At 65.0% G+C, this 23559-nt stretch carries 21 protein-coding genes and 1 tRNA gene; 9 read left to right on the top strand and 13 right to left on the bottom strand.

Annotated features, from left to right (window positions below; genetic code table 11):
- Window positions 1-23: 23 nt before the first annotated feature.
- Window positions 24-1928 (bottom strand): glycosyltransferase family 2 protein, encoded by a 1905-nt coding sequence (locus JMY29_RS03460; protein WP_189076144.1) that lies wholly within the window; start codon window positions 1926-1928, stop codon window positions 24-26.
- Between the two features lie 303 nt (window positions 1929-2231).
- Between JMY29_RS03460 and JMY29_RS03465 the strand changes: the two genes are divergently transcribed.
- Window positions 2232-3488: a glycoside hydrolase family 16 protein gene (locus tag JMY29_RS03465; protein ID WP_189076143.1), complete on the top strand. Its 1257-nt coding sequence runs from the start codon at window positions 2232-2234 to the stop codon at window positions 3486-3488.
- Window positions 3489-3730: 242 nt separating this feature from the next.
- On the opposite strand, the gene JMY29_RS03470 is transcribed toward JMY29_RS03465, so the two are convergent.
- The 9 genes from JMY29_RS03470 to JMY29_RS03510 all read right to left on the bottom strand — a co-directional run bounded on the left by JMY29_RS03470 (window position 3731) and on the right by JMY29_RS03510 (window position 14487).
- A complete protein-coding gene (locus tag JMY29_RS03470; protein ID WP_189076142.1) occupies window positions 3731-4561 on the bottom strand; it encodes an Fpg/Nei family DNA glycosylase in 831 nt (276 codons plus the stop codon).
- Complete coding sequence (locus tag JMY29_RS03475; RefSeq protein ID WP_189076141.1) at window positions 4554-9542, bottom strand: Lhr family ATP-dependent helicase; 4989 nt, start codon at window positions 9540-9542, stop codon at window positions 4554-4556. Before JMY29_RS03475 ends, JMY29_RS03470 begins: the two co-directional genes overlap by 8 nt.
- A gap of 54 nt (window positions 9543-9596) precedes the next feature.
- On the bottom strand, window positions 9597-10244 hold the full coding sequence (locus JMY29_RS03480) for a DUF4232 domain-containing protein (protein WP_189076210.1): 648 nt from the start codon (window positions 10242-10244) through the stop codon (window positions 9597-9599).
- Window positions 10245-10347: 103 nt separating this feature from the next.
- Entirely contained in the window at window positions 10348-11085 is a 738-nt protein-coding gene (locus JMY29_RS03485) for a YcnI family copper-binding membrane protein (RefSeq protein ID WP_018777984.1), read from the bottom strand.
- 125 nt (window positions 11086-11210) lie between these two features.
- A complete protein-coding gene (locus JMY29_RS03490; protein ID WP_018777983.1) occupies window positions 11211-11831 on the bottom strand; it encodes a hypothetical protein in 621 nt (206 codons plus the stop codon).
- A gap of 61 nt (window positions 11832-11892) precedes the next feature.
- Window positions 11893-13065: a cation:proton antiporter gene (locus JMY29_RS03495; RefSeq protein WP_189076140.1), complete on the bottom strand. Its 1173-nt coding sequence runs from the start codon at window positions 13063-13065 to the stop codon at window positions 11893-11895.
- A complete protein-coding gene (locus JMY29_RS03500; protein ID WP_374757516.1) occupies window positions 13062-13685 on the bottom strand; it encodes an SRPBCC family protein in 624 nt (207 codons plus the stop codon). The genes JMY29_RS03495 and JMY29_RS03500 overlap by 4 nt, the downstream gene beginning before the upstream one ends.
- Window positions 13686-13774: 89 nt before the next feature.
- Entirely contained in the window at window positions 13775-14266 is a 492-nt protein-coding gene (locus JMY29_RS03505) for a hypothetical protein (protein WP_189076139.1), read from the bottom strand.
- 131 nt (window positions 14267-14397) lie between these two features.
- Window positions 14398-14487: transfer RNA gene (locus JMY29_RS03510), tRNA-Ser, on the bottom strand.
- Between the two features lie 137 nt (window positions 14488-14624).
- Here JMY29_RS03510 and JMY29_RS03515 point away from each other — a divergent pair.
- From JMY29_RS03515 to JMY29_RS03530, 4 genes are read left to right on the top strand one after another with little or no spacing between them, the layout of a single operon-like run.
- Window positions 14625-15626 carry a zinc-dependent alcohol dehydrogenase gene (locus tag JMY29_RS03515; protein ID WP_039239698.1) on the top strand — a complete coding sequence of 334 codons (1002 nt, stop codon included), beginning with the start codon at window positions 14625-14627 and terminating at the stop codon, window positions 15624-15626.
- A gap of 3 nt (window positions 15627-15629) precedes the next feature.
- Window positions 15630-16028 (top strand): 6-pyruvoyl trahydropterin synthase family protein, encoded by a 399-nt coding sequence (locus JMY29_RS03520; protein WP_018777978.1) that lies wholly within the window; start codon window positions 15630-15632, stop codon window positions 16026-16028.
- Window positions 16029-17021 carry a glycosyltransferase family 4 protein gene (locus JMY29_RS03525; RefSeq protein WP_189076138.1) on the top strand — a complete coding sequence of 331 codons (993 nt, stop codon included), beginning with the start codon at window positions 16029-16031 and terminating at the stop codon, window positions 17019-17021.
- Between the two features lie 22 nt (window positions 17022-17043).
- A complete protein-coding gene (locus tag JMY29_RS03530) occupies window positions 17044-18258 on the top strand; it encodes a DNA glycosylase AlkZ-like family protein (protein ID WP_189076137.1) in 1215 nt (404 codons plus the stop codon).
- Between the two features lie 7 nt (window positions 18259-18265).
- On the opposite strand, the gene JMY29_RS03535 is transcribed toward JMY29_RS03530, so the two are convergent.
- Together JMY29_RS03535 and JMY29_RS03540 are read right to left on the bottom strand one after the other, a co-directional pair.
- Window positions 18266-18646 carry a VOC family protein gene (locus JMY29_RS03535; protein ID WP_144651627.1) on the bottom strand — a complete coding sequence of 127 codons (381 nt, stop codon included), beginning with the start codon at window positions 18644-18646 and terminating at the stop codon, window positions 18266-18268.
- Window positions 18647-18670: 24 nt separating this feature from the next.
- Window positions 18671-19228: a nucleoside deaminase gene (locus tag JMY29_RS03540; RefSeq protein ID WP_189076136.1), complete on the bottom strand. Its 558-nt coding sequence runs from the start codon at window positions 19226-19228 to the stop codon at window positions 18671-18673.
- 22 nt (window positions 19229-19250) lie between these two features.
- Between JMY29_RS03540 and upp the strand changes: the two genes are divergently transcribed.
- Genes upp through JMY29_RS03560 form a run of 4 tightly spaced genes read left to right on the top strand, consistent with a single transcriptional unit; the run spans window position 19251 to window position 22480 of the window.
- Window positions 19251-19886, top strand: a complete 636-nt coding sequence (gene upp, locus JMY29_RS03545) for a uracil phosphoribosyltransferase (RefSeq protein ID WP_018777973.1) — start codon at window positions 19251-19253, stop codon at window positions 19884-19886.
- 46 nt (window positions 19887-19932) lie between these two features.
- Complete coding sequence (locus JMY29_RS03550; RefSeq protein ID WP_018777972.1) at window positions 19933-20310, top strand: VOC family protein; 378 nt, start codon at window positions 19933-19935, stop codon at window positions 20308-20310.
- A 45-nt stretch (window positions 20311-20355) separates the two neighbouring features.
- On the top strand, window positions 20356-21039 hold the full coding sequence (locus JMY29_RS03555; protein ID WP_189076135.1) for an HAD-IA family hydrolase: 684 nt from the start codon (window positions 20356-20358) through the stop codon (window positions 21037-21039).
- A gap of 49 nt (window positions 21040-21088) precedes the next feature.
- Window positions 21089-22480: a pyridoxal phosphate-dependent decarboxylase family protein gene (locus tag JMY29_RS03560; protein WP_026267196.1), complete on the top strand. Its 1392-nt coding sequence runs from the start codon at window positions 21089-21091 to the stop codon at window positions 22478-22480.
- Between the two features lie 7 nt (window positions 22481-22487).
- On the opposite strand, the gene JMY29_RS03565 is transcribed toward JMY29_RS03560, so the two are convergent.
- A complete protein-coding gene (locus JMY29_RS03565) occupies window positions 22488-23546 on the bottom strand; it encodes a glycosyltransferase (protein WP_189076134.1) in 1059 nt (352 codons plus the stop codon).
- Window positions 23547-23559: the final 13 nt, after the last annotated feature.

Consider the following 23559-nt stretch of genomic DNA (forward strand, 5'->3'; position numbering starts at 1 on the left):
TGCGGCGTTGTGATGTGCGGTGCTCAGGTGTGTGGTCCTGCGCTGTGCGGGGCTCCAGCGGAATCCGGCCCGAGGACCTCAACGAGTTCCCTGGGGACGGGCATGGGATCCTTCAGGTCATCTCCGGGACCCCGGTACCTTGCGGCGCCGATCACCACACTCAAAAGGGCCAGGTCCAAGGCCACCCAGACAAGGGTGATGAGGGTGGGGTACAGGGGAGCTTCGCCGGTCGCTGCCCTGGCTATCCCTATGCCCGAACACAAAACCAGGACGGCCATGGCCCCGATCTGGAGCCGGACGTGCTGGAAACCGCGCCCAGTGGCCTGTTTGCTTTTGGCAGTGACCGAGAACGCCAGGTGTTTGCCCAGAAAGACGGCTGCCGCACCGGAACACGTCGCCGCGATCCACGTGGGGAAAAGAGCAAAGGACCACTGCTGGCCGCGCCAGAGACCCTTGGCTCCGTTGCCCGCCACCTGGAAGAGCAGCTGGCAGGAAATGAAGAACGGCAGGAACAAACAGAAGAAGACCACGGGGCTCGCCGTGAGGGGGTAGGTTCCCGCGACCAGGAAAACCACCGGCGCCGCAATGTAGCTCAAGGCGGCGAAGCCGTTGAGGTAACTGGTCATGGTGCCCAGGTACATGAGGCGCTGTGCCAACGTCAGGCCGCGAAGGAACAGCGGATTGTCCTTGAAGAACACCTGCATGGTGCCGGCTGCCCAGCGGTGGCGCTGCGACAACATGGTGGACACGTCCTCCGGGGCCAGCCCGTGCACCAGCACTTCATGGTGGTAGACGCTTCCCCATCCCATGGCGTGAAGGTGCATGGCGGTTGCCATGTCTTCGGTGATGGTGGTGGTGTCCATCGGGTGGATGGCAAGTGCCTGATCCGTGTGCGCCACATCCACCGATTCCAGCACCGCATCAAGTTCAGGCACCACATCGTCCATGGCATCGGGGTTCCCCAACGCCGCAGCATGGAAGGAGACGCGGAGTTCGAAGGTGATTTCCGCCAGGACATCGCCCCTGCGGACCTGATGTTCCGCGCGGGTGATCGCCTCCAGCGCCTGCTCAACCACCGGCATGGCCGCCGGATGCCGCCTGCCCAGCTCGCCAAGGAGATCCTGCAACCGGGCGCGACCCCTGCGCAGGGCGCTCCACGTGTGTTCGGTGGCGGTCCGGGTGTAACGCGTCAGGCCCAGGGCCATGAGGGCTTCCCTGCGCAGGACAGCATTGGAACCGCAGAAGAACGCCGCATCCCACCCGTCCTTGCCTTGCTGGATAGGTCCGTAGAACAGCTCCGCCTGGCTGCCCAGGGGATCACGGTCCGGAACATTCCAAAAGTGCTGCGGCGTCTGGACGAACGCCACCTCTCCGGCATCAAAGTAGCCAAGGACACGGTCCAGGAACCGGGGTTCCGGGACTTGGTCCGCGTCCAGAATGGCCACGAATTCACCGGTGGTCATGGAGAGGGCATTATTGACGTTGCCTGCCTTGGCGAACCGCTGCCGGCCATCCCATTCGGGGCCCCGCCTGATGTATCCGACGCCGATCTGCCGGGCTGCCGTGGCGAAGTCACTGCGGTCGCCATCGTCCAGGATCCACGTTTCGTGCGGATATTCCATGTCCCTGGCCGCGATGGCCGTCCTGAGGACGAGGTCGAGCGGCTCGTTATAGGTGGCGATGAAAACGTCCACGGTCCTGCCCGGCAGGGCAGGAGGGGGAGGCGGCCGCCGTCGTGCATTCCACATGGTAGCCGCGTACAACGCCGATTCGCCCAGGCTGTACGTTTCCGCCGCAACGAGGGGCAGGGAAATCCACCATGCGTCCCACGCAACGGTGCCCGACCAGCGCCAACTGATGTAGATCAATCCAAAGGAAACCACCAGGACGGCAAGGATCCTTACCAAAATCTGCTTACGAATGCCCATTTTTAGCCTCCGGGTAACTGCTGGGGAAAAGGCAAAGGCACGTCAGTCTGTCCGGACGCCGCTAGGCGAAAGTTGGGAAGACACGGCTGACGCGCCTGGAGCATGCATCGTCGATGCTCAGAGGAAGGAAACACGTTGCGAACGGAATTTACCTGTCCTTATCCCACTCTCGCCCGCTCACATTTCGTCGCCGTTACGGACTTGATAAGTAATTTCGCGCGGAATATTTCCTCGCAGTGACGTTTTGCGTGTCGCTACAAAAAGCCTTGCGTGCGTGGCGAAAAGGCGGTCAGAGTGGCAACCATGAAGCGAAGACTCATGCCTTTGGTGATGGTCATCGTCGGACTGGCCGTCTCAGCGACACTCATCGCTCCTGAACCGCCGGCGCTGGCAGCGGCCGGCATGCCGGCTCCCGGTGCGTTGGTGTGGAGCGATGAATTCAACGGACCAGCCGGAACAGCGCCCGACTCCGCCAAATGGGTCCACGACACCGGGGGATCGGGGTGGGGTAACGGCGAACTCCAGTACTACACCGCCAGCACGCGGAACGCCGCCGCCGACGGGCAAGGCAACCTTGCCATCACCGCGCGGCGGGAAAACCCGGCCGGAAATCAATGCCATTACGGGGCATGTCAGTACACCTCCGCGCGCCTCTTGACGGCGGGGAAGTTCAGCCGCACCCAGGGCCGGTTCGAAGCCCGGCTCAAACTGCCCAAAGGACAAGGAATGTGGCCCGCGTTCTGGATGTTGGGCGACAACGTTTTCACTGATGGCTGGCCCAACAGCGGCGAGCTCGACGTCATGGAAAACGTCGGCAAGGAACCCGGGACAACGTGGGGAAGCATCCACGGTCCCGGGTATTCAGGTGCAAACGCCGCCAACGCCAGCTACACCTTGCCGCACGGTGCCGCGTTGGGGGACGCTTTCCACACGTTCACCGTGGATTGGGCGGCGGATTCAATCACCTGGTACATCGACGGGGTCCCGTACTCACACAAGACCAAGGCCAACACACCCGGGCCATGGGTATTCGACCACAACTTCTTCCTGCTGCTGAACCTGGCCGTGGGTGGTTATTGGCCCGGAGCGCCGGATTCAGGCACCACTTTTCCGCAGTCGCTCCTGGTCGACTACGTCCGTGTGTACGAGCTCGCTGCGGCTCCGTCAGCGGCTCCCGCCAGTGCCAGGATCCAGGGCTACGCGGGCAAATGCATCGATGTTGCCGGACGCCAGGCCACCGACGGTGCCCAGCTGCAACTGTGGGACTGTGAGGCGGCTGCCTCCGAACAATGGACCTTCGCTTCCAACGGCACGGTGCAGTCGTTGGGCAAATGCATGGACGTGGCCTGGGGTTCCACCAGTAACGGCGCTCGCGTCCAGCTGGCCGCGTGCAACGGAAACGCCGCGCAGCAGTTCGTGCTGAACTCTGCCGGAGATCTGGTGAACCCCCAGGCGAACAAATGCGTGGACGTAGCCGACTGGTCGTGGTCGAATGGTTCACGCCTGCAGTTATGGGATTGCGCCGGGTCCGCCAACCAGAAATGGTGGCGGACGGTGTAGAAAACGTCCGACGGCGACGCGCAGCCAGCGCTGATCCGACGACTATTGCTGGGGCGGCTGGGGAGCTTCCTGGAGTAGTCGGCGCGGTTTGCATGGGGCGCGGCGCCGTCGCGGCGGTTGCCGCTGTGCCCGGCCGGGACGAATCCGACGTCTCCGGCCGGGCCACGGTTTCACGGTAGGTGTCCGGGAAGTGGGCTGGCAAGAGCCGGTCTCGGGGGACTTGGTCTCCAGGCAGCCGGCTTCTAGGGAGCGGGTTGGCAGCGCGGGCAGAAGTAGATGTCGCGTTCTTCGGTTCCGTCCGGTCCTGCCAGCAGGGCACGGCGGATCGTGGCGCCGCATCGCCTGCAGGGTTGGCGTTCCCGGCCGTAAACCCAGTAGCCGGGACGCAGGGCTCGTGGGCCCAAAGTGGTCCGGCGGCCAGGTCCAAGGTTTTCGCCCAGGAGGCGTTTGGCGTCGGTGACGGTCTTGGCCAGATCCGGGACTTCTCCGACAGACAGGGCCGGGTGGATGCCCGAAAGGTAGCATGCCTCGCAGCGGTAAATGTTGCCGATCCCTGCCAGTTTCCGTTGGTCCAGCAAGGCGAAGCCGACCGTAACGTCCGGCTCGGCCTTCAGCCTGCGCAGGGCTTCTTCCTCGTCCCAGTCCGGCCCCAGGAGGTCGGGGCCGAGGTGTCCCACGATCTTGTCTTCCTCGGCGGTGGGCACGACTTCCAGGATGCCCAGGGAGAACCCGACCGCGTCGGCAACTGCCGTGCGAAGGACGCAACGTGCCGTGTGGCCCGGCTTGGTCCATCGACCACCCGGCGGGTAAATCATCCAGTTACCCTCCATTTTGAGGTGGGAGTGGATGGTCAGTGCCCGGGGTTTCCTGCTGGCACCGGGCTCGTCGTCAACGGGGCCGGTCAAGCGCATGAGCAGGTGCTTGCCCCTGGGGACCACTTCCGTCATGGTCCAGCCAGTCAGGTTGAGGGTGGCGAAACGGGGCACGCGGAAGTCGGAAGCTGTGATGACTTGGCCCGCCAAGGCCTCGTTGAGCCGGTTGGCGGCCCGCCAAATGGAATCGCCTTCAGGCACGGATCCGTAGTCCCTTCGGAGTGGAGTAGGCCCCGGCGGACGCCAAAGCAGTGGCAATCGGGGTGTCCAGGAGGTCGTGGCCGTTGACCTTCTCCATGAAGAGCTTGTCCACGGCTCCACGACGCACCACATCAACCAGCGCCTGGGCGGCAACAGCCAACACGGGCTCTTCCTGGTTGAAGGTGAGCAGCGTCTTGCCGCCGCGTTCGACGTAAAGGACCAGGGCGCCGTCGACCATGACCACCAGCGCCCCCGCCTTGCGTCCGGGCCGGTGGCCGGACCCGGCGTCGACGGACAGGGCCGGCCAAGGGAGCGCTGCACCGTACGGGTTCGCGGGATCGGTTGCGGCCAGTGCAAGGGCAACGGGCTCCGCCTTGGAGATGCGGGCGTCTTCGGTGAATGACCGCAGCCGGTCCACCGTCGCGGGGACGGCGAACTGGGCCGCTCCGAGGTGCTCGATGAAGTAACCGCGGCGGCACCGCCCGGCTTCTTCGAGCCGTGCAAGGACTTTGTACATGAGGCCGAAGCCGCCGATGATGTTCTCCGCCATGACCGAACCGCGGGTCACCACACCGTACCTGTCCAGCAGCAGCTCAGCGGTGCCCCGGGCATGGATGGTGGGGTCCAGTTCGGGCGCAGGCAACGCCGACCACCGGCCCACAGCCGAGGGTGGTGCCGGTGCAACGCCGCCGCTAACCGAGCCGTAGCGTCCGCCGGTGAGACCGGGCGAGCCCAGCAGTCCGGTCCCGTGCGAGCGGCCAAGCCTGCTCATCCGCGGAGTCCTCGCCCTGGGGGCCTTGGCAACTTGCCGGTGGGCTGTCTTGCCGCCGGAGATCATGGCCCGCACGGGGGCGAAGGTATCGCCGGTGACGCGGCCGGCCCACACCAGGTCCCACAGGGCCGTCACGACGGCGTCGTCGCTGAGTACTGCGTCCATGCCGCCTGCCACTTCGGTAAGTTGCCGGAAGAAGTAGCCGCCTCCGGCGCTGAAGTGTTCCAGGAGCCGCTGCTGTGCGTCGCCCGGTTCAAAGTCAGGTGCGGGGTTGAGGGTCAGTTCTGCGGAATCGGCCACGTGCAGGCTGATCCAGCCGTCGTTTCCTGGCAGCGACCCGGCCCCGGACCAGAGGAGTTCCCCGGCCGCCATCAGTTCATCGAGCATGGCCGGTTTGTAGTCAGCCACGCGGCTCGCCAGCACCAGCGGTTCCCAGGCGGACGCGGGAATGGGTACTCCGGAGAGCTGGTCCACGGCCGTGATGATGCCGTCGAGTCCGCGGAGCGCCTGGCTGCGGGACTTTCCGGGGGTGGTCACGTTCTGCCATGCAGGAAGGAACCGTCCGTAGGCTGCTGTGTCCACGGGTTCCACTTCGGCGCGCAGCGCGGCGAGGGAACGGCGCCGGAGCTTCCTGAGGACCTCGGCATCGCACCACTCGCTGGAGGGCGGTGCATCAAGGGTCATCAGTTCCGGTTCAACGGCTTCGGTGGGCTGCTCCGCCACAGCGTGCGGCCGGAACTCGCCTTCCACCACGCGGCCATCCCCGGCCAGGCGTTTCAGGGCGGTATTGACGACAGCGACGCCCAGCCCCAGCCTCGACGCTGCCTCCGCGGCCGTGAAGGGCCCATGGGTGCGGGCGTAGCGGGAAACGAGATCGCCCAGGGGATCGCTGACCGGTTCGATGAAGGCCAGCGGAACGCCCATGGGCAGCGGGACACCGATGGCGTCGCGGAGCCGGGCCGCGTCCTCCACCGCAGCAAAGCGTTCGACGCCGCCGATTGTCACCTTGAGTGCGCGGTTGGCTTTCTGCAGCGCAGCGAGGTGGGATTCGGCGTCGAACACTGTGCCGTGGGGAGCGGCCGGAGGTGTTTCCTCAACGTGGTCCGGATCGTCGGGGTCCAGCGGATGGTCCAGCGTGGCCGGTTGCAGTGAAGCCTCCGGCTGTTCCATCCCTTGCAGCCGCTCGGCCACCTCGTCGATGCTGAGTGGGCCGAGGAGTCGCAGCAGGTCGGCGACTCCTTCCATCCCACGGACCCGGCGGTCCGGTGCAAGCCGTTGCAGCTCCATTTCGGTTGCGTCGATGACCGCGGCGTCCAGGAGTTCGCGCAGTTCCACGCGGCCCAGGAGTTCGTTGAGCAGCGTCGAGTCCAGTGCCAGGGCGGCAGCCCGGCGCTCGGCCAAGGGGGAGTCGCCCTCGTAGAGGAACTGGGCTACGTATCCGAACAGGAGTGACTTTGCGAAAGGCGAGGGCTGCTGGGTGGTGGTTTCCACGATCCGTAGTTCGCGGCGCTCCACGGATGCTGCGATGTCTTTCAGCGCCGGCAGATCGTAAACATCCTGCAGGCATTCCCGCACCGTTTCGAGCACGATGGGGAAAGAGGGGTATTTCCGGGCGACATCCAGCAACTGGGCCGAGCGCTGCCGTTGCTGCCACAGGGGTTGACGCTTTGCGGGATTCTGCCGGGGGAGGAGCAGGGCCCTGGCGGCGCATTCGCGGAATCGTGAGGCGAACAGTGCGCTGCCACCGACCTCTGCCGTGACAATCTGTTCAAGTTCTTCGGGGTCGAAGAGGAACAGCTCAGCTCCGGGTGGTTCGTCTTCCATCATGGGCACGCGGAGGACAATCCCGTCGTCGGCGGCCATGGCCGAGCCATCCAGGCCGTAGCGTTGCTGCAGGCGTTGTCCGACGGCGAGGGCCCATGGGGCGTGGACCGGCATGCCGAAGGGGCTGTGCAGGACCACCCGCCAGTCTCCGAGTTCATCGTGGAAACGCTCCACCACCAGGGTCCGGTCACTGGGAACGATTTCCGTGGCTTCCTTTTGTTCCCGGAGGTATTGCAGCAGGTTGCTGGCGGCAAAGGCATCCAGGCCGCTGGCTTGGCAGCGTTCCATGGCGGGGGCATCATCGGCAGCTGAGAGTTCCCGGATGAAGGCGCCCAGTGCTTTGCCCAAATCAACAGGACGGCCCAGGGAATCACCCTTCCAGAAAGGAAGCTTCCCGGGCTGGCCGAAAGCGGGGGAGACCAGCACGCGATCGTGGGTGATGTCCTCGATCTTCCAACTGGTGGCACCGAGGGCGAAAACGTCGCCTACCCGGGACTCGTACACCATCTCTTCGTCAAGCTCGCCGACGCGGCGTCCGCCCTTCGCTGCGCGGGCAGAGGCCGTGGGTTCACTGCCGTCCGCACTGGCCGGGGAGGACGAGCCCTCAACTTCTGTGCCGATGATGTAGACGCCAAAGAGGCCACGGTCCGGGATGGTACCGCCGGAGGTTACCGCCAGGCGTTGGGCGCCGGGCCGGCCTTCGATGGTTCCTGCGTGCCGATCCCAGATGATGCGTGGCCGGAGCTCAGCAAATTCGTCCGAGGGGTAGCGGCCTGCCAGCAGGTCCAAGGTGGCCTCGAACGCTGAGCGTGGAAGGCTGGCGAACGGCGCCGAACGACGCACCGTGCTGAACCACTCTTCGACGTCGATGCTTCCCAATGCCGTGGCTGCGACCGTCTGCTGGGCCAGGATGTCCAAAGGATTGGTAGGTATGCTCAGCCGCTCGATCTGGCCACTGAGCATCCGCTCGACGGTGACGCTGGTGTGCAGGAGGTCAGCCCGGTGCTTGGGGAACAACACGCCTTCGGAGATCTCGCCCACCTGGTGGCCGGCACGTCCCACGCGCTGCAGTCCGCTGGCCACCGACGGCGGCGATTCCACCTGGATCACGAGGTCCACGGCACCCATGTCGATGCCCAGTTCCAAGGAGGACGTGGCAACGACGCAACGCAGCCTGCCCGACTTGAGGTCGTCCTCGATCATGGCGCGCTGGTCCTTGGAAACCGAGCCGTGGTGGGCGCGGGCGAGGACAGGATCCGCGCCGGTGGTACTGCCTGCCTGGGCCATCATGTGCGCGGGGGTTGACGTGGAGGCCGGAACGGCAGGGTTGGGCTCGCCCGCGTTGGACTCGGGGGCCGCCCATTCCCCACCTCCCACTGCCATCAACTGGCGTTCGGCATAGATCTCATTCAAGCGGGCCGTCAGGCGCTCCGAAAGGCGTCGGGAGTTTGCAAAGACAATGGTGGATTGCTTGGACAGGACCAGATCCACGATCTGTTCCTCCACATGCGGCCAGATCGACGCCTGCGGTTGCAGCCCTGACGCAGGGCCGGAATCGAACGCTCCGGCAGCACCCTGCAGGTCCGACATGTCCTCCACAGGCACAGTGACCGTGAGGTTCCAGTTCTTCTTTGACGGCGGCGCGACAATCTCCACTGGAGCCTGGCCGGCCAGGAACTGGGCCACCAACTCGCGGGGCTGGACCGTGGCAGAGAGCCCGATGCGCTGCGCGGGCTTGGGAAGCAACGCATCCAAGCGCTCCAGGGAGACAGCCAGGTGTGCCCCACGCTTGGTCCCCGCAACGGCGTGCACTTCGTCAATGATGATGGTGTCCACTTCGCTGAGCGTCTCCCGGGCACGGGACGTCAGCATAAGGAACAGGGATTCCGGGGTGGTGATGAGGATGTCCGGAGGGTTGGTCAGCAGCGTGCGGCGATCCGCCGCCGTCGTATCTCCGGAGCGAACGCCCACCGTCACCAGTGGTGCCGGCAATCCCAAGCGCTTGGCGGTCTGCGTGATGCCGATCAGCGGTGACCGGAGGTTTCGTTCGACGTCGACACCCAGCGCCTTGAGCGGTGAGATATAGAGGACGCGTGTTTTGGTTTTCGGACGCTTGGCCCGCCCCTTGCCGTTCGCCGGCACGCTCTCCAGCCCGGGGAGCGTGTCAGTGGGGGTTGCGTGGAGTCTGTCCAGGGCCCACAGGAAGGCGGCGAGCGTTTTACCGGATCCGGTGGGCGCTACGACCAAGGCATGGGAACCCGAAGAGATGGCATTCCAGGCGCCGTCCTGCGCAGGCGTGGGCTCGGAAAAAGCGCCGAGGAACCATTCCCTGGTTGCCTGGCTGAAACGGCTGATGGCGCCAACGGACGTCTGCGGCTCCTGCATTCATCCATCATGCCCCACGGCTCCGACAGAATAAGCCGGAACCGTGGGGAGCGGTCAAACAGCCTGGAAGGCAGTGACTGTCAGCAGCTTGATCCCGGAGTTGCTGCACGCATCGTGCTGTTCGGCGACAAACAGCGAGGCAGTGTCATTCGGCGGGTAGATGCGCAGCCCGGCCGCAGTAACCTTGGTGCAGTCGCCGTAGTTGCCCGCCTGCGTGTAGCGGATTTCCGCCCACGCCGACTTGCCCGGAGCCAGCTCGATCTTGGTCACCGGGGTGGTGGTTTCGCGGGTCGCCGGTTCGCCGATCGGTTCGCCATTGGCGTCTGCCGTCAGGGATACCCCGGCGAAGCCCTCAACAATGCACGGAGCCGTTCCCGAGTTCGTCAGGATCAGCTTCTCGTAGACGCTGCCGGCTGCTCCGCCACCAGTGGCATCGGTGGCCGCAGTCAGGCTTGCGGCCTTGCACTGTCCAACGGCTGCAGGAGGCGCGGACGTGGTGGTCGGGGTGGGAGACTGCGAAGGCGTCGTGGAGGCCGTCGCGGAGGGGGAGGCCGACGTCGACGATGCCGAGGGAGTGGAAGAACTTGGCGGGGCACTGCTTGATTCCGCCGGGCTGGGGCTTGGCCCGCAAGCCGCAAGAAGCAGCAGCGAGGCGGCCGCCGTCGTCGTCACAAGACCGGTTTTGATGCGCTGAGTCCACATGGGCACCAGCCTTGCTTCGGCGGTGGCGCTAGTCAATTCAGCCACGGGTTACAGGGCAGATTGGCGCCCGGATCGTGATCTTCCGGGCGCCACCTGCACTGATTTACTTGGTGTCTGCCTTCACTGCAGCGGGCTTGGCCGAGCGGCTGCGGAAGAACGCCGCGCCACCGAGTCCGAGGCCCGCGATGCCTGCGATCAGGCCGGCCCAGCTCCGGGCCTGTGAACCGTCGTCGGTTACCGAGGACGCCTGCTCGGTGGACACGCTTGCGGCAGCGTGGTGGTCTCCCGCAGCGTCCGCCGGAGTGATGGCAATGGCCGGAGCGGGCGACTTCAGGTCATCCTCGCTTTGGCCGTCCTTGGGAATCTCGATCCAGTCCGTCTTTCCCGTTTCGCACGTCTGGAACGTGGGGAAGTAGATGGTCTTGCCGGCAGCGTCAGGCAGCTTCACCGAGAGGACCAGGGCATCGCGCATGTGCGGATCCAGTGGCGCCTTGGCCGTGTACACGATCTGGCTGGTGCGCTTGGTGATGGACGTGCCGTCGTCCAGCTTCTTGGGCTCGGCGAGGTTTTCCGTCACCTTCTCCACGTTCCAGTTCGGGTTGACGGTGGGGGTTGCGTCGGTCAGTTCCTCGGGGAGGCTGATGGCAATTTTGGTGGTGCCGGACGTGCCGCAGCCGTGGGGAACGCTGAACGTCAACAGAGCGTAGGAGTTTGCCGCGGTCTTGTTGGGGTCGACGCCGACGTGGGCCGACGCCCCTGCGATACCGGCCATCATCAGGGCAGCGGTTCCACCGGCAACGGCGGTAGCGGACAGGGTACGGCGAAGCGAGGACTTCTTCATGGGGTTGCCTTTCGGGTGCGCCAAGTGAGGGGGCGCTGGGGTACGGGTTTGGGAGCCCGTCACCGTGCAAAGGCGTTTGCTGGCTTTGCAGCATTGGTGCTTTGCAGCTTGGGTGCCGGGCGGAACTAGCTAAGGACGACGACGGCGGGCGGGCCGCGGCGGCTGTCTTGCCTTAGGTTCCGCCAGGGGCGGGGGATGAAAACGTCAGGTGCGCCTACTGCGACAGGAGACGCACCGGCGTCGGGCCTGAACAGCAGCGTGGGCAGGGCAACCAGCGGTCGGAGCCACGCGGCCAGCTGCCAGAGCGCATCCTCGCCCTTGGCCAGGACCAGGGCAGACCCCAGGGTAGCCGCGACGTGCGCCATCAGCATCAGGACGCCCACGGTGGAACCAAGCTCGTGGGTATGTTCTGTCACCGTTTGCAGGGCAGGGTTCAGTGATTCGTTGCCGAGGTGGTGGGCTGTTCCTGGTGAGTCGGCAGCAACGGGCCCTAGGGCAGTGAAAGCCTCATGGAGTGCGAGTTGTCCTGCGCCAAGCAGCGCTGCCATGGTGACGGCGTTCAGCCGGAACCGGGTGGCCAGCGTGGTGGCCAGCGCCGTCAGCGCGAGCAAGGCCAGGAGCACCGGGGCCATCGGCAGCAATCCGCCGCCAATGACGTGGGCTCCGGCAGCCAAGCCAAGGATGACCAGCGCGATCGCGCCGGACCGCAAGGCGTGGAAGGGTGCCCGGGGCTGTGAAGTGCGCACGGGTCCTCCCTTTCTTCTTGCTTGTGTTGGCTTGTCGACGTGGACGGCAACGGCTTCGATTCTATCGGGAGTTCGGTGCCGGTTTGGTCTTGGATGGGTTCGCTGCCGCGTCTTGGGCGGCGGCTGCCGTCCGCCCTGCGATTGCGCTGGCCGCAATGGTGATGAGCGCGCCCAAAAGCATCGCCGCGCCCTCGCCCGGTTGAAGAAGGTGCGACTGTGCGCCGATGGTCACGGCCGCCACGGGAACGCCGAGTTGGGATGCCGAGAGGACGGCCAGCGGCAGAGGCTGTCCAAGGAGCCGCATGGCGGCGTGAACCAAAAGGGTGCCTGCGCCAAGGCAGAGGCCCAGGAGAATCATTTGGGGGTTCGATCCGAGGTCGTTCAGGTTCAAGGACGCGCCAAGCCATACAAAGAAGACGGGTCCCAGGAAACCGTCACTCACTGCGAAAAGCTGATGGGCAAGCCGCCGGGGTTCACCCACGGCTGCCACGACAAGGCCAAAGGAGAACCCGGCCAGCATCACGGACACGTGCCCGAAAACGGCCAGCCCTGCCAAGGCAAACAACAAGGTCAACTGGATTCGTAGCTCCAGCGCGAACTTTCTGTCTTCGGAAACGTCGTGCAGGCGGCCGCGTGTGCCGCGGCGTTCCAAGGCGCGGAGGATGACGTACAGGAGCAGCGCGCTGACCGCTACCGCGGCGGCGCCCAGAGCTGCGCGGCCCGCGTTGGGCGGATCGACCGCCAGGGGGAGTGCCACGATGCAGGCTATGTCGGCTATCGCCACCTGGGCGGTCATGGTCAGCACTTTGGGTCCGCGCAGTCCCAAGGAATCGACGATCGGCAGCACCAAGGCTGCGGAAGACGACGCCAGCAACACGATGTACACGGGCGCATGGCCGGTTCCGAAAACGGCAGCAATCCCCAAACCCGTCACGACGGCCAGTAGTGCCGCGGCCCCCGCTCTGGTCGCGCCGCCGCCCACGGCGGCCCTGATCGCTTTGTCCCGTATAGGAACGTGCGTGCCGGCAACGAACATGATCAGCGCGAAGCCGACATCGGCCATCAACGTAAACGCAGGGTCCCCGGGGTCCACTGCCTGCAGGCCTGTCCGGCCAATGACGATGCCCGCCAGCAGTTGGCCCAGGACAACAGGCAAATGCCATTTCCGTGGCAACGCCAGCAGCGGCCCCAAGAGGGCCGCTGCCGAGATCAGGGCGAGCTGAAAGAATGTCAACTTCTTTGCCCGGGCGTTGCTTTGCGCCGCGGAGTGAAGGTCGGACCCGGCGGTGCCGGTACGCGGGCCGGATCGGCTGTGGACCTACGACGGCGGAGCTCGAGTTTCAAGCTTTCCTCACCTCGCGCCATGGCCCAGTGATGGTTCGCGGAGAAGGCCGGTTTCAGAAGCCAGCTCAGTCTGCGTAATAGCGGTTTGGCTGTGCTGACCCGCCAGTCGTAGGTGATGACAACTTCGGGGCCGTCGGTTGCGAACGTCCAGCGGCCGGTTCCATTCAGGTCGCCCTTGGCTGCGAGTGCGAAGCCGTCAAGGGTGACCGGTTCGGTGATGGTGAGCCGCCACCGCAAGGTGTAGGGGAGCCATCCCTTGGTGTGGAGGTCGAAGGATTCACCCACGCCGTCGGGGCCGCCTCGGGCTACCGGTGAGACAGCGAGGTAGACCGAGGGCCACCACTCCGTGAGGGTTCCGGCGCCGCCGAGGATGTCCACGACTTCCTCACGTGTGCCGGCCACTCGCCACACGGTGACGAACTCGTAGTCCGTGCTTTTGCCTTTTTGCTGTGATGACCTGGCCATTGCCGCCTCCACGGTCAGTGAGGTTCCGAGGGTGCCATGCGGCATCCGGCCTAAATCTACTCCTGGCCGCGGCGAAGGGTTAGATCCCGGCTCTTTGCCTTCGCGAAAGTCCCGAAACCTCGCCCCTCGACGCGCTATTTGCCGGTTTTCAACAGTTTGTCCATGTCGAACAGGGCTTCAAGGAGGCCCGCGGTCTCGGTCAGAGGCTGGTCGGATCGGCCACCGCAGTTTTCAACTGACTTGGAGTAGCGTTCCCCGCCGCTGTCCCGGATGGTGATTTTCGATCCCGTGCCTCCCGTGCAACCGGGTTTGGGTTCGCTGATCTTGGCGGCACGGGAGGGCAGGGTTTTTGCCGAGTCCAAGACCTGGGTCCACGTATCGGCCGGCATGACACTGGTTTCCTGGCCCAGCACGTCGCCATATGAGTCCACGGTGATGGATGCCTCGTCTTTCGAAGCTTTGATCACGAAGCTGCGGTGGTACTGGGGCGGGACTGAGCTGTCGCGGAAGCTGTACTCGACAGTTGTGGTGCCGGCATCCAACTGAAGAGGAGCGGAGCCGGCGCAGGATGTGGCCATTCCCGCACAGAAGACCGCCAATGCGGCCAACACGATGCGTCGACGCATGTGGATTCCCCTCTTTGGATGGCTGCAGTGGCCTTTCCGAAATGGCTTATTGGTGGACGACCACTGCTCGAAAAATACACCACAAAGACGCTGAGAATACAGAAAACCCCCGGTTTCCCGGGGGTTTTCATTGGCGGTGACGGTGGGATTTGAACCCACGTTGGCTTTTACACCAAACAACATTTCGAGTGTTGCACCTTCGGCCGCTCGGACACGTCACCAACTGAAATAGGGTACCGGAGTCGGGGCCGGTTCCCCAAAACGGGCCCGCGGGAAGCCGTCGGCAGAACCACCCCAAGCCCCGCGAAAAAAGGTCAACTTCCATCCGAAGCGACCCACCGATAGATTCATAAGCATCATGACTATTCCTCACGATCAAGTGCACGAAGCCCACGCCTACTGGGTCACCAAGTCAGGCGATGGCGAACTACGCCCGGAGTCCCTGCCGCCGAGGCAAAAGGAAGAAGCCCTGGTCAGGACCCTGTACTCAGGAGTCAGCCGCGGAACCGAGCGCGTGGTCCATGAAGGCCGCGTCCCGGAGCGGGTCGCCGATCTGATGCAGGCTCCGCACCAGGAAGGCGACTTCCCCGGCCCGGTGAAGTACGGGTACCTGAGCGTTGGCACCGTCGAAGAGGGCCCGGAGGAATGGCGGGGAAAGACTGTCTTCAGCCTCCACCCGCACCAGGACTTTTACATCGTTCCCACCAGCCAGCTCACGGCTATCCCCGCGGACGTCCCGGCCCGCCGCGCCGTACTGACCGGCATCGTCGAGGTTGCCATCAATGCCCTCTGGGAAGCCGGACCGAGGCTGGGAGACCGGGTCGCCGTCGTCGGTGGTGGCTTGGTGGGTGGCGTCCTGGCGACGCTCCTGCGGAAGTATCCGCTGGGCCGTCTGCAATTGGTGGATGCCGACCCGGAGAAGCGCAACCTCGCCGAAAAGCTCAGCATCGAATTCGCCGAGCCTGAGGACGCAGCCAACGACAACGACATCGTCTTCCACTGCTCCGCCTCCAACGACGGCCTGAAACTGAGCCTGCAACTGGCCGGTGATGATTCGGACGTCATCGAACTTTCCTGGTTCGCGGACAAGGAAGTCACGCTCCCGCTCGGCGAGGACTTCCACGCCCGCAGGCTGAACATCCGCTCCAGCCAGGTGGGCGCCGTCGCTCTCCCCAGGAGGCACCGGCGCAGCAACGCCCAGCGGCTTCAGGAAGCGGTCAACCAGCTCAAGGATCCGCTGTTCGACACCTTCCTCAGCAGCGAATGCCAGTTCCAAAACCTGCCCACCACACTTGTTAAGTTGTTCGAACGGCCCGGCGGTTTCTGCCATGTGGTCGCGTACCCAAACCCGGAGGATTAGTACATGTTCAGCCTGACCGTCCGACGCCACTTCATGATCGCCCACAGCCTTCCCCGCGAAGCGTTCGGCCCGGCGCAGGGCCTCCACGGGGCCACGTTCGTTGCCGAAGTCAGCTTCCGCCGCCAAAACCTCAACGACGACGCAATCGTCCTGGACATCGGCGCAGCAGGCGGCATCCTCGAGGAAATCCTTGAAGACCTGAACTACAAGAACCTGGACGAACACCCCGCGTTCAAGGGCAAACTTTCCACCACCGAGGCACTCGCAAAGCACATCGCAGACGCCATGGCCACCCGGATCCAGGACACCGAAGACGGGCCTGCGCTCGCCGGCATCGATGTCGTCCTCCGCGAGAACCCCGACGCCTGGGCGGGCTACTCGCTGGAGCTCCCGGCCAAGTAAGTGCACATCCGCTTCCTGGTTCCGGGGAACGTCAGGCACGGCTCCGGCGGCAACAAATACAACGCCAAACTCGCCGAGCACCTGACGGCCCTCGGCGCCTCCGTTGAGACGGTAACCGTCGACGGCGACTGGCCGGTTGGCAGCCCGGCGGACCGGCAGCGGTTCGCGCAAGCGCTCGACGGCGGCACCACCGTGATTGCCGACGGCTTGGTAGCGAGTGGGGCTCCGGAGGAGATCGCCGGCGCGGTCAAGGCCGGAACCAAGGTCTGGATCCTCTCGCACATGGCATTGGCGGAGCACGGTGACCTTGAGTCGAAGGCGTTGGCGGCCGCGACCGGGATTATCTGCCCGAGCGTCCACTCCGCCGCTGAATTGCAGGCTAAACACGGCTCCCTGGACATAGCGGTGGCCACCCCCGGCGCCGAACCAGCAGACCTCAGCGCAGGTTCACAGCCCAAGCACATCGTTGCTGTCGCGGCGTTGCTGCCCAACAAGGACCAAGCACACTTGGTAGAGGCCCTGAGCCAGATAAAGGACCTGCCCTGGACCGCAGCGCTCATCGGTTCGGAGGAAGCTGACCCGGCGTACGCGGCCGAGGTGAGGGCCGCCGTCGAACATCACGCGCTGCAAAACCGCATCCGTGTCACCGGCGAGCTGACCGGCACCTCACTCGAAGAGCAGTGGCACCAAGCCGACCTCAGCGTCCTGCTTTCGCACTCCGAGTCCTTTGGGATGGTGGTGACCGAATCGTTGGCACATGGCGTCCCGGTCCTTGTCCGGCAAGGGACAGGTGCAGTGGAGGCGCTGGGCGGTACCGGGGCGGGCGCCGCGTGGGATCCCCGGGAAGCTCTCGCGGACACTCTCCGGAGCTGGCTGACGGACGTCGAAATCCAAGGGTCCTGGCATGAAAACGCCATCCTGGCCCGCGACAACCTCTCGGGCTGGGACAACACTGCTGCGATTGTTTTGAAAGCCGTGACAGCTTCGCCCTGATAACCGGGTGCAGAATGGGGCCATGACCAGCATCGCGCCTGCCGCAGACACCCTGACCCCTGAACGGCTCCGGGCCTGGGCCTGGCACAAGCAGGGCCTGGACGGTTCGCTCCAAGGCAAAACCTCAGAGGAAGTCTTGGACCACGCCGGTTGGGCCCGATCCGTAGGCGGCGCCAACCCGTACCTGACGCTGTTCGCCAGGGCAGGAACCAGTCGCGAACAAGCTGACAAGGACGTCAGGGCGCTCAGGATCCACGAACTCCCGACCGCCCGCGGATGCACGTATGTCCTGGGCCAAAGTGACTACCCGTGGGCTCTCCAGATCGGCCGCGACGCCGCGATTGCCCCGTTCAAGGTGCTGGCACGGCTCGGCGTGGAACGCGGCGAGATCACCCTCCTGGAGGGCGAAGTGGAACACGCCCTCAAAGAGTCCAGTGAGCCAATGGACCCCAAACAACTCAGGGACGTGCTGGGCGATTCGGTCCGCAGCCTGGGTGAGGAAGGCAAGAAGAAGGGCGCCTCCACCACGCTGCCCACGGCCCTGGGACTCCTGCAGGCGGAAGGCCGCATCCGTCGCGTCCCGGTCAACGGCCGTCTGGACCAACAGCGCTACGCCTACACGAATTGGGGCCTGCCGCCCAGCGATATGGACGACGACGGCGCCCGCCGCCTGCTGCTGGAACGGTACTTGCGCTGGACCGGGGGAGCGACGTTCAAGCAGACACAGTGGTTCACTGCCTTTACGGTGGCCCAGAGCAAGGCAGCGCTCGCCTCCATTGGTGCCATGGAGGTGACCACAGCCAGTGGAGATGTGCTCTGGATGCTGCCTTCCGACGTCGAGCGTTTGGCGGACTTCGAGGAGCCGGGTGACGAACAAATCCAGCTGTTGGCAGGCACAGACTCATTGGTCCTCCACAGGCGCAATTCGGGGGACATGTTCGCCGATGAGGACAAGGGAAAGAAGGTCCTGGACACCACGCTGGCACTTCAGGCCGACCTGCCGGACCACCCCATCCTGGATCGTGGGCGGATCATCGGACTATGGCAATACGATCCCGGTAAGGAACGGATCGCGGCGTGGACTTTTGACGCTCCCACTGCAGCTGTGAGCCAACGGATCGCCGAGGTGGAGGCCTGGATCCGCGATGAACTCGGCGATTTCCGTTCGTTCAGCCTGGACTCCCCGGCATCACGTCAGGTGCGGATCGACGCGTTGGACGCGGCGGCAGGGCGGTAGGGCAGCATCAGCCCGAACCGTACGGCCGGGTGATCGCCTCCAGGAAATGTCCGTCGGGGTCCGTGAAATAGATGCCGCGGCCGCCGTCGTTGTGGTTGATCTGTTGCCCGCGGGAACGTGCAGGGTCGGCCCAGTAGGGCACGTGTTCTGCGGTGATCCTGAGGAAGATCTGGTCGAACTCTTCTTCACTGACCAGGAAGGCGTAGTGCTGCGGTGTGATGTCCCCGTCCGCGCCCAGGAAATCCAGTGTCACGCCGTTCTCGAAGGACACCGTGACGAAGGACCACATCGGCTTCGGTGCCGGGAGCCCGAAGATCCGGGCAAGGAACTCTGCGGATCGCTGCTTGTCCGTGGCGTAAACGATGGTGTGATTGAACGAAACTGTCATGGCTTGCTCCCGTGAAGGAAGGGATCAGGATGGGCGGTGCTCTACAGCGTGTTCCGCCGGAGCGTGTCCTGCCGGAGCGCGATGCGAGGCGAAGAAGTCCTTGAGGAGCGCCGCACATTCTTGCTCGCGGACCCCGGCGTAGACCTCCACCCAGTGATTGAGGCGGCGCTCGCGGAGGATATCGAACACGGATCCCGCCGCTCCTGCTTTCTCGTCCCACGCGCCGAAAACGACGCGGGGAATGCGGGCCAGGACGATCGCCCCGGCACACATGGCGCACGGCTCCAGGGTGACCACCAGGGTGCAGTCCTCGAGCCGCCAACCGTCGTCGCCCCCTCCGGAATCCAGGGCGCGTTGTCGCAGCGATGCGGCCGCCTGGCGGATCGCCACCACCTCGGCATGGGCGGTCGGGTCACCGTGCGCCTCCCGTTCGTTACGTCCGGAACCCAGCACGCCGCCGTCGGGCCCCAGCACCACGGCGCCGATCGGCACGTCGTCGGTTTTCAACGCCAACCGGGCTTCGTCCAGGGCAAGGCCCATCCAGGCCAGGTGTTCTGCGTGATACGGCTCGGTGGCGCTCATGTCTCAATGATAGTTTTGGGGGATGCGCACACTCGTCGTGGACCACCCGCTGGTCGCTCACAAGCTCACCGTTCTGCGGGACAAGAACACCCCTTCACCGGTCTTCCGGCAACTCACCGAAGAACTGGTCACCTTGCTGGCTTATGAAGCCACCCGCGAGGTCAAGGTCCAGCCAGTAGAGATCGAGACCCCCGTCACCAAGACCATCGGCACGGCTTTCACCAAGCCCACGCCGCTGGTGGTCCCCATCCTGCGCGCAGGGCTGGGCATGCTGGAGGGCATGACCAAGCTGGTTCCCACGGCCGAGGTCGGCTTCCTGGGCATGGCCCGCGACGAAGAGACGCTGGACATCATCACCTACGCCGAGCGCCTCCCCGAGGACCTCACAGGCAGGCAGATCTTCGTCCTGGATCCTATGCTCGCCACCGGCGGCACCCTGCGCGAGGCCATCAAATTCCTCTTCAAGCGCGGCGCCTCGGATGTCACGTGCATCTGCCTCCTCGCAGCCCCCGAAGGCCTGTCCAAGCTGGAAGAAGAGCTGTCTGACGCCAACGTGAAGATCGTCCTGGCCTCGATCGACGAGAAACTCAACGAAAAGTCTTACATCGTGCCCGGCCTGGGCGACGCCGGCGACCGCCTCTACGGCGTGGCTGGCTGACTCACACCCCTACCGGTTTCCCGGCGGCCCCGTTAGCCTGTGGCGCATGGACTGGAAACTTGAACTGGTATTTGTCCCTGTGTCCGACGTCGACCGCGCGAAGGATTTCTACGTCAACAAGGTCGGTTTCAACGCCGACTTTGACGAGCGTCCCATGGACGGCATTCGCTTCGTGCAACTGACCCCGCCGGGTTCGGCCTGCTCCATCGCTATCGGCGAGGGCTTGTCAGATGCTCCTCCAGGTACCGCCCCTAACCTGCAGGTGGTGGTGAGCGACATCAACAAAGCCCACGATCAGCTCAAGGCAAACGGCGTGGACGTCAGCGATGTCGACATCCAGGACTGGGGCCACTTTGTGTACTTCGCCGACCCCGACGGAAACAAGTGGGCCCTCCAGTACTTGCCGCAGCGGCCGAACGGCTAAGTCACACAGCAGCACCACGTCCCGCGGGTGCGGCAGGATGGAACCATGAGCCATCCTGCCGAGCCTGCCTCCCCGCCGGTGCTGAATGCCCGTGCCGTCCTTTTCGACATGGACGGCACCCTGGTCGATTCCACGGCCATCGTGGAACAGGTGTGGCTGGAGTTCGCCCAACGCTATGGCCTGGACTTCGACGAGATCCTCCGCACGTCCCACGGCGTCCAGGCAGGCGATACTGTCCGCCGCTATGCTCCCGCGGGTTCCGACATGGAGGCGCTGACTGCCGAGCTCGGTGAAATGGAGCGGTCCCGGACGGACGGTGTGATCGCGCTGCCCGGCGCCGAAGCGCTCTTGGCTGGCCTGCCGGATGAGGCCATTGCGTTGGTTACCTCCGCAGACCGCATCCTGGCCGAAATCCGCATGCAGGCCGCCGGGCTCCCCATGCCGTCCACCACCGTCACCGCAGAGTCCGTCACCCGGGGCAAGCCGCATCCGGAGGGCTACCTCAAAGCGGCCGCGCTGCTGGGAGCCGAGCCGGCCGACGTCGTGGTTTTCGAAGACGCACCGGCAGGTATCGCGGCTGCGCGGGCCGCGGGGATGCGGACTGTTGTGGTGGGCGACGCAGGCGGCGGCCTTGAGCCTGGCATGTGGCGGATCCTGGACTACTCAGCCGTGACGGTCACCGTCGTGAAGGATGACGACGGCGGCCACCTCCTGACGCTGACCCTCTAGCTTTCAATTCGTACTGTTCCAGCCAGTTAACCGGGCGTAGGCTGTGCGCATGTCTGCGATGCCGGAGGCTTACGGTGCTGCATTGGAACGGGCCATGGTCCATGCCGGTGCTTGGCTCACGTCAGTGCCTACCCGCCCTGTCCGTCCTTCGTCCGACGCCGACCAGGTGGCTAAAAGCATCCTGCCGCGGCTGCCTGATGAGGCCACCGATGCCGCCGAGGTAGTGGATGAACTCGCCGCTTTGGCTGAGCCCGGCCTCATGGCCATCCAGTCCGGCCGGTTCTTCGGATGGGTCATGGGCGGGACCCTGCCCGCAGCCATGGCCGCCGATTGGCTCGTGTCGGCATGGGACCAGAACACCGGACTCCGCTTCGCCACACCGGCGGCGGCCGCCATCGAGGAATCCGCGGCTGCCTGGCTGCTGGACCTTCTCCACCTTCCGGCAACGTCCGACGTCGGGTTCACTACCGGTGCCACCACAGCCAACTTCGTGGGCCTGGCAGCGGGACGCCAGTTTTTGATGGATGAGGCAGGCTGGGACCTGGAATCGTTGGGACTCAACGGCGGGCCGCGCATCACCACTTTTGCCGGCAGGGAGCGCCACGCCGCCGTGGACCTGGCGCTGCGGTACCTGGGTTTGGGAGCATGCGTCCCTGTTGAAGCGGACCGGCAGGGAAGGATCATTCCCGAAGCTTTGGCTGCGGCCATGGATGAGCAGCCCGGACCGTCGCTGGTCTGCCTACAGGCGGGCAACCTGCACTCAGGCGCGTTTGACCCGATGGAAGAAGCCATCGCGGTGGCCCACGACCGCGGAGCGTGGGTCCATGTTGATGGTGCTTTTGGTTTGTGGGCAGCCGTCAGCCCCACCCTGAGGCCGAGGCTGGCCGGCGTCGAGGAGGCAGATTCCTGGGCCACGGATGCCCACAAAACTCTGAACGTTCCCTATGACTGCGGATTGGCGATCGTCTCGCGGCCGGAATCCCTCCGCCGCGCGTTCAGTGTCCACACCAGCTACCTGATCGCCACGGAAACAGGCCTGGGGGATCCGTTGGAGAAGGTTCCTGAGATGTCCCGGCGCGCACGCGGCATCCCGGTGTGGGCTGCGTTGCGGCAGCTGGGCCGCTCCGGTGTGATCGCCATGGTGGACAGGCTCGCAGCGAACGCACGGGCGTTGGCGGAAGGCCTGGCCGCTATCCCTGGGGTTGAGATCCTCAATGACGTGGTGTTCACCCAGGTGTCCGTGAGCTTCGGCAGCGATAACCGGACCCACAGGATCACGCAGCGGCTCATGGCCGAGGGGGCGGTGTGGATGTCCGGATCTTCCTGGCGCGGCCGGGAAATCCTCAGGATCTCGGTGAGCAACTGGACCACGGACGCCGGGGACGTTGCAGCGTCCATCGCAGCCGTCCGTGGCGCGGTTGAGGCGGAACCTGAAGAATAGACGCCCGTTACTGTGCCCTGGCCTGCGGCAGCTCAATGCTGTGGGGACGGTGGGCGGACTTCTTCCCGCGCAGGACGACGCGTAACCCTGCGGCCACCCGGGCGGCCGATCCCGTCAGAACCAGCGCGGTCAGGGCGCCCGGCAATAAACCGAGGGGATTGGACGTCAGCAGGACCACAACGACGAAGATCGCAGCCCACCCCAGGGCGCGAAGTACTCTGCCGGGAATACCGCTTCCCGTTTCCGCCACCGCACCGAGCTCCCTCCTAAGCTCACGGACGGGGACCCGTCCCCGGGCGAGGTCGCGCATCAACCGCGCCATACCGCGCAGATCGGCAAAGGCTGTCCGTACGACGTCGACGCTTGAGTTGGGATCGTCAGTCCAGTCCACGGGGACCTCGTGGACGCGCAAACCGCAGAGCTCGGCGTCGATCATGAGTTCAGTGTCAAAGAACCAGCGGTCGTCTTTGATGTAGGGGAGGAGCTTGCGTGCGGCGTCGGCCCGGATGGCTTTGAAAGCGCACTGGGCATCGGAGACGTGGGCGCCCATGAGGGTCCGCAGCAGGGCGTTGTAGCTGCGGGAAATGATCTGCCGCTGCGGGCTCAGGTTCGTGTGCGAGGCCGGTGACAGCCGGGTGCCGACAGCGACATCCGAGTGCCCGGAGAGCAGCGGGGCCAGCAAGGGTGCCAAAGCGGAAAGGTCCGCCGGCAGCTCGGCTTCCATGTAGGCCAGAATGGGCGACGGCGAGTTTTGCCAGACCTGGCGGAGCGCGTTCCCACGGCCTCTGTCCTGGAAACGGACGACGAGAAGTTCGGGCAGTTCCCGGGCCAGGCGCTCGGCTACCCGAAGCGTACCGTCCGTACTGGCGTTGTCGGCAACAGTGATCCGGAACGCGTGCGGCAGTGACTCCATGAGGTGGCCGTGCAACCGGCGGAGGTTCGTCTCGAGCCGCGCTTCCTCGTTGCAGACGGGCACGGTGAGGTCCAGGACAGGAACCCGGGCGGGGACGCCCGCGCCCGGGTCCTGCGGGTGGTGGACTACGGTCCCTGGATCCGTGATGGTCATGGATCCAGAATGA

Source organism: Paenarthrobacter nicotinovorans (assembly GCF_021919345.1).
Lineage (GTDB): Bacteria > Actinomycetota > Actinomycetes > Actinomycetales > Micrococcaceae > Arthrobacter > Arthrobacter nicotinovorans.